The organism is Corallococcus sp. AB030 (assembly GCF_003668965.1).
In the GTDB taxonomy this organism is placed as follows: domain Bacteria; phylum Myxococcota; class Myxococcia; order Myxococcales; family Myxococcaceae; genus Corallococcus; species Corallococcus exiguus.
Genome location: NZ_RAWQ01000301.1, coordinates 1 through 8,687 on the forward strand (window position 1 = coordinate 1; position 8,687 = coordinate 8,687).

An 8,687-nucleotide genomic window follows, 5' to 3' on the forward strand; every position below is an offset into this window, starting at 1 on the left:
GGTGGGCGCCGCGGGGCGGGGGATCTCCACCTTGTACTGCTGGAGGAGCGTGACGGTCTCCGGATCGCCGGGGTCCGCCTGGTAGGCCTTGAGCAGGTTGCCGCGGCCAGTGTCGGCCTCGCCGCCCTTGATCTGCAGCACGCCCGCCATGCGCAGGGCGGCCTTGTCCTCCGGCTGCACCTGGAGGGCGCCCATCACTTCCTCAAGCGCCTTCTTGTCTTTGTTCTGCGCCGCGTAGACGCGGGCCAGGAGGATGCGGGGATCGGCCGCGGTCGGGTGCGCCTTGACGCCCTTTTTGCAGACGACCATCGCTTCCATGAAGCGACCCAGGTCGAGGTACGCCTCCGCCAGGGGCTTGTACGCATCCGACGAGGGGTCGGAAGCGAACGAATGCTCAAGCTTCGCGAGCTCGGTGGGGCTCAACGTCTTCGATGGGGAGGTGGACATGAACCAGGAGGTGCCCGGAATGGCCGGGAAGGATGCGGTACTGGAAGGGGGTTTTTATGGCATCCACAGTGCGGCACGTCAATCGCAGGGTTGGTGCCGAAAACGAGCTGCTTGACAGCAAGGTGAGGCTCCGGTACTAGCCCACTCACTTCTCGGGACCCAACGCCCGCGAGGCGCAGCAGGCAGCCAGCAGTCCCCATGTGGGGGTGTAGCTCAGTTGGGAGAGCGTCGCGTTCGCAATGCGAAGGTCGTCGGTTCGATCCCGTCCACCTCCACTCTGAAGAACAAAGGGCCTCACGGGAAACCGTGAGGCCCTTTGCATTTCAGGCCATTGGCGAATTGCAAAGGCTTCCGGCTTTGTTATCCGGGGCCGATGACCGACCCGTCCGCCTCCCTGTCGTTCTTCGCCCGCTTCTGGCTCGCCTGGCTGTGCTTCTGGCGCTGCCTCGTGTCCCGCGAATTCGCGCAGGCCGTGCTGCCGACCAGCCGCGCCTATGACGCCGGCCAGCTCAAGGAGCTCCCGTCCGGGGACACGCAGGCCCCACCGCCGGTGAAGGCGCCCGTCGTCCAGGCCCCCGTCGCCCCGGCGCCCCTGCTCCCCGAGCGCGAGCACGCCAGCGCCCTGTCGCTCCTGGCCATGCTCCAGCGCGAGGGCCGCTTCCTGGACTTCGTGCAGGAGAACGTCGCGGCCTTCCCGGACGCGGACGTGGGCGCGGCGGCCCGCATCGTCCACGAGGGCTGCCGCAAGGTGGTGCACCAGTACCTGACGCTCCAGCCGGTGCTGCCGCAGGGCGAGGGCGACAAGGTGACGGTGCCGCCGGGCTTCGACGCGCAGCGCATCCGGCTCACCGGCAACGTCGCCGGTGAACCTCCTTATGGCGGCACGCTCCGGCACCACGGCTGGGTGACCACGGAGGTGAAGTTCCCGACGGTCAGCCCCGCCATGGAGCCGCGCGTGCTGGCGCCGGCGGAAGTCGAGCTGGCCTGATGCCCGCCTGAGGAGCAGGCGGCGCATCCTCCGAAGTCCCCTTCCCTTCGAGGAACCACAAGGCCCCTTCCCGGGGTTCCTGACCGATATGGCCCGATACGCAATCGGCATCGACCTGGGCACCACGCACTCCGCGGTGTCCTACTTCAACCTCGAGGACGGCAAGCCGCGCGGCCCTTCGCAGTCCATGCTGCCCGTGCCGCAGGTGACGGCGCCCGGCACCGTGGAAGCGCGTCCGCTGCTTCCCTCCTTCCTCTACCTCCCCAGCGCGCAGGAGTTCCCGGAGGGCAGCCTCGCGCTGCCGTGGAGCCCGGAGCCGGGCGTCATCGTGGGTGACTTCGCCCGCTCGCACGGGGCGAAGGTGCCCACGCGGCTGGTGTCGTCCGCGAAGAGCTGGCTGTCGCATCCGGGCGTGGACCGGCGCTCGGCGCTGTTGCCCTGGCAGGCGCCGCCGGAGGTGCAGCGCGTGTCGCCGCTGGATGCGTCCGCGCGCTACCTGCGCCACCTGAAGGAGGCGTGGGACCAGACCTTCGCCCGCGCGCAGGAGGAGTCCGGCAACGCGCTGTCGAAGCAGGAGGTCATCGTCACCGTCCCGGCATCCTTCGACGCGGCGGCGCGCGACCTGACGCTGGAGGCCGCGAAGGCGGCGGGCCTCGAGCACATCACCCTGCTCGAGGAGCCCCAGGCCGCGCTGTACGCGTGGCTGGAGGCGATGGGGGAGAACTTCCGCAGGCAGGTGCAGCCCGGGGAAGTCATCCTCGTGGTGGACGTGGGCGGCGGCACTTCCGACTTCTCCGTCATCACCGTGAAGGACCGCGAGGGCGACCTGGAGCTGCTGCGCGTGGCGGTGGGCGACCACATCCTCCTGGGCGGCGACAACATGGACCTCGCCCTGGCGCACACGCTCAACCAGCGGATGGCGGCGGACGGGCGCAAGCTGGACGCGTGGCAGTTCAACGGCCTCACCTATGGGTGCCGGCAGGCGAAGGAGACGCTGTACGCGGACGCTTCCGTGGACAAGGTGCCCATCGCCATTCCGGGCCGGGGCTCGTCGCTCATCGGCGGCACGCTGCGCACGGAGCTGACGCGCGAGGAGCTGGACCGCGTCCTCACGGACGGCTTCTTCCCGGTGACGGAGGTGGCGGACCTTCCGCGCACCGCGCGCCGCACGGGCCTGGCTCAGATGGCACTGCCGTACGCGCAGGATCCGGCCGTGACGAAGCACCTGGCGGCCTTCCTCACCCGGCAGGCGCAGGCGCTGGCGGCCAGCTCGGACTCGCCGGTGGACGTGGCGGGCAAGGCCTTCCTGCACCCCACCGCGGTGCTCTTCAACGGCGGCGTCTTCAAGGCCGGACCGCTGAAGGACCGCGTGATGGAGGTCCTCAACCAGTGGCTCGCCGCGGAAGGGGCGCCCCCGGCGAAGGAGCTGGAGGGAGCGGACCTGGACCTCGCGGTGGCCCGCGGCGCGGCGTACTACGGCTGGGTGCGTCAGGGGCACGGCCTGCGCATCCGCGGCGGCACTGCGCGCGCCTACTACGTGGGCGTGGAGACGGCGATGCCGGCGGTGCCGGGCATGGAGCCGCCGGTGAAGGCGCTGTGCGTGGCGCCCTTCGGGATGGAGGAAGGGACGCAGGCGGACGTGCCTCCGCAGGAGTTCGGACTCGTCACCGGCGAGCCCACCAGCTTCCGCTTCTTCGCGTCGTCCGTGCGGCGCGATGACCGCGTGGGCGAGATGGTGGAGGACGTGGAGTCGGAGCTGGCGTCCGGGGGGCTGGAGGAGGTGGCGCCCCTCGAGACGACGCTGCCCGGACAGCCCACGCCCTTTGGCGACCTGACGCCGGTGAACCTCCAGGCGGCGGTGACGGAGGTGGGCACGCTGGAGCTGCGGTGCCTGGAGAAGAACGGATCCGGGCGCTGGAAGCTGGAGCTCAACGTGCGCATGAAGGAGTAGAAGGGGCCCCGCACACCGGAGGCGTATGCGAATCGTCGGCATCGACCTGGGCACCACCCATTGCGCGGTGGCATCCGTGGATCCAGGCAAAGGCTCGGGGGCGCCCGTCGAGGACTTCCCCCTGCCCCAGCTCGTCCGCCAGGGCGAGGTGGCCCCCCGCGCCCTCCTGCCGTCCACCGTCTACGTCCCCGCCGGCCACGAGCTGGCCCCGGAAATGCTGCGCCTGCCCTGGGGCGATGACGGTGGCCCGTATGTCGTGGGCGAGCTGGCCCGCTGGCAGGGTGCGCGCGTGCCCGGCCGGCTCGTGTCGTCCGCGAAGAGCTGGCTGTGTCACCCGGGCGTGGACCGCTCCGCGCCCATCCTCCCGTGGGGCGCGCCCGCGGACGTGCAGAAGCTGTCCCCGGTGGACGCGTCCGCCCTGCTGCTCACGCACATGGCCCGGGCGTGGGACTTCGCGCACCCGGACGAGCCCCTGGCGAAGCAGGAGGTGGTCATCACCGTCCCCGCTTCGTTCGACGAGGCGGCGCGCGCCCTCACGGTGAGCGCGGCGCGCAAGGCGGGGCTGGAGAAGTTCACGCTGCTGGAGGAGCCGCAGGCGGCCTTCTACGACTACACCGCGCGCCACCGCTCGGACCTGGAGCAGACGCTGTCCCAGGTGCGGCTGGTGCTGGTGGTGGACGTGGGCGGCGGCACCACGGACTTCACGCTGGTGCACGCGGGCGTGTCGCCGGAAGGGCCCATGCTGCGGCGGTTGGCGGTGGGCGACCACCTGATGCTGGGCGGCGACAACATGGACGCGGCGCTCGCCCGGCGCATGGAGGAGAAGCTCACCCAGAACGGCCGGCGCCTGTCCGCGACGCAGTGGACGCAGGCCATCCAGGCCGCGCGCACCGCGAAGGAGGAGCTGCTGGGGCGCACGCCGCCGGAGAAGTACGGCGTGTCGCTCATCGGCGAGGGCAGCCGGCTGCTGGGCGGCACGCTGTCCACGGAGCTGGGCCGCGACGAGGCGCACGCGCTGGTGCTGGACGGCTTCTTCCCCATGTCCTCACCTGTGGACCGGCCCCGGCGCTCGGCGCGCATGGCGCTCCAGGAGCTGGGCCTGCCGTACGTGCAGGACCCGGCCGTCACGCGGCACCTGGCGGCCTTCCTCGCGCAGCACGCGGCGGCGGGCTTCGCGGCGCTGGGCGAGACGCCGTCGCACGAAGGCGCCCTGCCCCGCCCGGACGCCATCCTGCTCAACGGCGGCGTCTTCAACTCGCCGCAGATTTCGGCGCGGCTGGTGGACGCGCTGTCCGCGTGGTGGCCGCAGGCGCCGCGCATCCCGCTGCTCAAGCACGAGTCGCTGGAGCTCGCGGTGGCTCGGGGCGCGGCGTACTACGGGCTGGTGCGGCGCGGTCACGGCCTGCGCATCGGCGGTGGCGCGGCGCGCGCGTACTACGTGGGTCTGCAGCGCGGCCCGGACAGCGCGGAGCAGCCCACGCTGTGCCTGATTCCTCGCGGCTTCGAGGAGGGTCAGAAGGTGGACCTGGGCGAGCGCCCCTTCACGCTCACCCTGGGCCGGCCGGTGCAGTTCGCGCTCTACTCCACGACGAGCGACCGCATCGACAAGCCGGGGGACCTGGTGCCGCTGGCGGAGGACCTGAAGCCGCTGCCGCCCATCCACACACTGCTCAAGGGCGCGTCCGGCAAGGTGAGCGACGTGCCGGTGCACCTGCAGGCCGCGCTCACGGAGATTGGCACGCTGGAGCTGTTCTGCGTGTCGGACGTCGCGGACGAGCGCTGGCGCCTGGAGTTCGAGCTGCGCGGCACCGGGGGCTCGCACGAGCTGACCGTCACCGAGTCCATGCCCGCGCGCTTCGCCGAGGCGAAGGACAACGTGGAGCGCGTCTACGGCAACAAGCCGCTGCCCCTGGGCCCCAAGGACGTGAAGCAGCTGTCGCGCACGCTGGAGAAGGTGCTGGGCCCTCGCGAGACGTGGCGCGTGCCCGTGCTGCGCGAGCTGTGGAGCACGCTCTACGCGGGCGCGAGCAAGCGCCGCCGCACGGATGACCACGAGCGCGTCTTCTACAGCCTCACCGGCTTCAGCCTGCGCCCAGGCTTCGGCTACCCGCTGGACGGCTGGCGCGCGGAGCAGACCTTCAGCCTCTTCGACGCGCTGGTGCAGCACCACACGGACAAGTCGGTGTGGACGGAGTTCTGGGTGATGTGGCGCCGCATCGCCGGCGGCCTCTCCGAAGCGCAGCAGCAGAAGCTGTACGGCTACCTCCAGCCGCACCTGGCCCGGCGCGTGCCGCCGGACGCGCCCACGCAGGGCGGCAAGGTGAAGGGCATCCAACCGGAAGGGTTGGACGAGATGATCCGCACCGCCGCCTCGCTGGAGCACCTGTCGCCGGGCGACAAGGCGGAGGTGGGCCGGTGGATCGCCGCGCGGCTGAAGGCCGAGTCCCGCTCCGGCGGCCCGTGGGCGTGGGCCCTGGGCCGGCTGGGCGCGCGCGTGCCGCTGTACGGCAGCAGCCACAAGGTCGTGGACGTGGAGACGGCGGAGGCGTGGCTGGAGCTGCTCCTGTCCCTGGACCTGCGCAAGGTGGATGGCGCGCCCTTCGCCGCCGCCCAGCTCGCGCGCCTCACCGGCGACCGCACGCGCGATCTGGATCCGGCGCTGCGCGAGCGCACGGCCCAGGCGCTGGTGGCCGCGAAGGCCTCCGACACCTGGGTCCGGATGGTGCGCGAGGTGGTGGCCCTGGAGGCGGCGGACGAAGCCCGGGCGCTCGGCGATACGCTGCCGGCGGGCCTGCGGCTGTCCTGAAGCAGGAGGCGGGCCGGCCGGGCGGATCATCGCCCGGCGGGAAGAGACCCTCCTGGAGGCTCGAAGCGAGCGGAGGCTCCGGGCAGATCCGTCACATGCGGGGCGCGAACAGTGCGCGCCCCAGCAGGGCGGATCATCCCGGGCGGTGAATCAGACCAGGGGGGTGGGCGTCGCGTCGGCCGCCGGGGCGTCGACGAGCGTCGGAGCCACGGGCGCGGCGTCGAGCGGCACGGCGGCGACGACCTGGAGCACGGGCTCCGTGGCGGCGACGGCGGGCACCTGGACGGTGGCGGCCTGGGACTCGTCCTTCTTCGGCTTCTTCGTGCCCGCGCCCGAGCGGCAGCCCCGGCACCACGGCTGGTTGCGGATGGCGCCGTCCGCCATCTTCCGCAGCCCGAACTGCGCCAGCGGCTTGAGCGTCTTGCACTTCAGACACATCAGCGAGATCAACACCTCGTGGCCGTCGGCGTCGTAGACGGAGGACTTGCGCCGCTTGCGCGGCTCGCGTGCCTCTTTCTTCTCGGGCACGGCGGGGACCATCATCGGGGTCACTTTGTAGAGCATTTCTTCTGTCCCTCCCACGCACGGGCTCCAACCTGCTCGCGCTGGCTCAGGGCCGCGCCTGCAAGGGAGCTCGCGTGCCCTAGAGTAGGGAGGTTTCCCTCCGTTGGAAACTGATCCCAGGCCGAAAATTCGGCCCCGGGCGCCATGTGCTGATCTTCCGCTGGGTTGCGCCGCGATCCAGCCCCAGCGGATCAGCACGGAGGGAAAAATTCCAACGTCGGCCGCGCTTTTTCAGGGCTTCGCGTCCGCGCAGGGACCCGCCGCCTTCACCAGGTGCACGCGTCCGAGCGCCGGGGGCTTCAGCGCGTTGCCGTGGGCGCGGCCGTACTCGGTGAGCACCTCGCGCAGGTCCTGCGCCTGCAACAGGTGGATACGCTCTTGTGGCAGCGTGGACGTCAAGGGCCCCACCCCGTCACCTCCGCGCAGGAGGAAGTCCGGCACCGCGACCCGGTAGGTCGCCTTCGCCTTCAGCGGCTTGCCGCCCGGCAGCGTCACGCCCTGGAAGCGCTCCGGGCCCGGGCACGCGCGCAGCGTCACCTCCAGGCCGGACACCGCGAAGACGCCCTTGCGGCCGCCGTAGGCCAGCGACAGGAAGCGGCGCAGCTCGTCCGCGCTCAGGTCCAGCACCGCGAGCGTGTTGTCGAAGGGCAGGATTTCGTAGAGCTTCCCGAAGGTGAGCGGCCCCTGCGGCAGGTCCGCCCGGATGCCGCCCGCGTTCATCACCGCCGCGTCGGAGCGGGCCGCCTCCCGCATCGAGTCCGCGATGAGGTTGCCCAGCGCGCTCTCGCCCTCGTAGACCTGGGGCATGCGGGCCCGGGTCTCCACGCCCACCGGGCGGCGCTGCTCCTCCTCCACGCGCGCCTCCGCGGGGGCCACCAGCGCCTCCACGCGGGCGTCCGGCGTCACTGGCTGGCCCAGGAACGTGGCCGGCACCAGCCGCACGTCCTTCGCGTCCCGCAGCACCAGCGGATCACAGGACTTCAGCGTGGCGTCCACGGCGCCGCACACCGGGATGGCGGCGTTGATGCGCGTGCGCTCGGGCAGCACGCGGTGGGTCACCGGATCCACGAAGAGGTCCACCACGCCGAACGAGCGCGCGAGCCCCGTCGTCTCGATGACCGGCACGTCGCCGAAGAAGTGCCCCATGACCTGGTGCGTGTGGCCCGCCACCACCGCGTCCACCGCGCCCTTCGGCAGCGCCTCCAGCACCGCGTAGATTTCGCCGTCGTCGCGCTCGCACCCGGACGTGTCTCGCGGGTTCGACAGGTCCGTGCACTTGCCGCCCGCGTGCGCGATGGCGACCACCACCTCCGCGCCCTGCTCGCGCAGCGACTTCGCGGCCTGCTTCGCGGAGTCGGCCAGGGACTCGAACCGCAGGCCCGCGACGTTCGCGGGGTTGGTCGTCTGCGGCGTCTGCAGCGTGGACAGGCCCAGCAGGCCCACCTTCACGCCCTTCACGGTGACGACCGTGGTGCCGTCGTTGCCCAGCCACTCCAGGGGGCGTCCGTCCTTCTCGCGTACGTTGGAGGACAGGAAGGGGAACCTGGCCTGCGCCACGCGGGCCTTGAGCGCCCCCAGCGGGTCCTCGTCCGGACGCGTGGCCACGGGCCCTGGGCCCACCGGCCCGTAGTCGAACTCGTGGTTGCCGATGGCGACCGCCGTGTAGCCCAGCAGGTTGTACACGTCGACGACGATGGCGCCCTCGCCCAGGTTGGACGCCAGCGTCCCCTGGAACAGGTCGCCGCCGTCCACCAGCAGCACGCCGCCCGGGTTGTCCTCACGCAGCCGCGCCACGTAGGACGCGAACAGCGCCGCGCCCCCCTGCTCCACCTTCTGCCCGTCCGGCAGCGTGGCGCGGTGGGGCATCACCCAACCGTGGAAGTCGTTGGTGCCCACCACCGTGAGCCGCACGGGCTCGGCCGGGGCGCGCG

Annotated in this window: 6 protein-coding genes and 1 tRNA gene; 4 read left to right on the plus strand and 3 right to left on the minus strand. The window is 71.8% G+C overall.

Annotation, left to right across the window (positions count from 1 at the left end; all coding sequences use genetic code 11):
- A partial coding sequence (locus D7Y15_RS40450; RefSeq protein ID WP_368667428.1) for a tetratricopeptide repeat protein occupies window positions 1–447 on the minus strand: 447 nt, incomplete at its 3' end.
- 202 nt (window positions 448–649) lie between these two features.
- Between D7Y15_RS40450 and D7Y15_RS40455 the strand changes: the two genes are divergently transcribed.
- The 4 genes from D7Y15_RS40455 to D7Y15_RS40470 all read left to right on the plus strand — a co-directional run bounded on the left by D7Y15_RS40455 (window position 650) and on the right by D7Y15_RS40470 (window position 6,192).
- Window positions 650–722, plus strand: a tRNA-Ala gene (locus D7Y15_RS40455).
- Between the two features lie 98 nt (window positions 723–820).
- Window positions 821–1,435, plus strand: coding sequence for a DUF2760 domain-containing protein (locus D7Y15_RS40460; protein ID WP_121755916.1), 615 nt, complete (start codon window positions 821–823; stop codon window positions 1,433–1,435).
- An 88-nt stretch (window positions 1,436–1,523) separates the two neighbouring features.
- Window positions 1,524–3,386 carry an Hsp70 family protein gene (locus D7Y15_RS40465; RefSeq protein ID WP_121755917.1) on the plus strand — a complete coding sequence of 621 codons (1,863 nt, stop codon included), beginning with the start codon at window positions 1,524–1,526 and terminating at the stop codon, window positions 3,384–3,386.
- A gap of 25 nt (window positions 3,387–3,411) precedes the next feature.
- Window positions 3,412–6,192, plus strand: coding sequence for an Hsp70 family protein (locus D7Y15_RS40470; protein ID WP_121755918.1), 2,781 nt, complete (start codon window positions 3,412–3,414; stop codon window positions 6,190–6,192).
- Window positions 6,193–6,342: 150 nt separating this feature from the next.
- Here D7Y15_RS40470 and D7Y15_RS40475 read toward each other — a convergent pair whose 3' ends face one another.
- Both D7Y15_RS40475 and D7Y15_RS40480 read right to left on the minus strand, forming a co-directional pair.
- A complete protein-coding gene (locus D7Y15_RS40475) occupies window positions 6,343–6,756 on the minus strand; it encodes a hypothetical protein (protein WP_121755919.1) in 414 nt (137 codons plus the stop codon).
- A gap of 231 nt (window positions 6,757–6,987) precedes the next feature.
- On the minus strand, window positions 6,988–8,687 hold a 1,700-nt coding region (locus D7Y15_RS40480), incomplete at its 5' end, for a bifunctional UDP-sugar hydrolase/5'-nucleotidase (RefSeq protein WP_233605276.1).

What these genes read in the sequence shown, in the direction of transcription:
- D7Y15_RS40460 (WP_121755916.1), top strand. Translation starts at nt 821, where the DNA reads ATGACCGACCCGTCCGCCTCCCTGTCGTTCTTCGCCCGCTTCTGGCTC.
- D7Y15_RS40465 (WP_121755917.1), top strand. Translation starts at nt 1,524, where the DNA reads ATGGCCCGATACGCAATCGGCATCGACCTGGGCACCACGCACTCCGCG.
- D7Y15_RS40470 (WP_121755918.1), top strand. Translation starts at nt 3,412, where the DNA reads ATGCGAATCGTCGGCATCGACCTGGGCACCACCCATTGCGCGGTGGCA.
- D7Y15_RS40475 (WP_121755919.1), bottom strand. Translation starts at nt 6,756, where the DNA reads ATGCTCTACAAAGTGACCCCGATGATGGTCCCCGCCGTGCCCGAGAAG.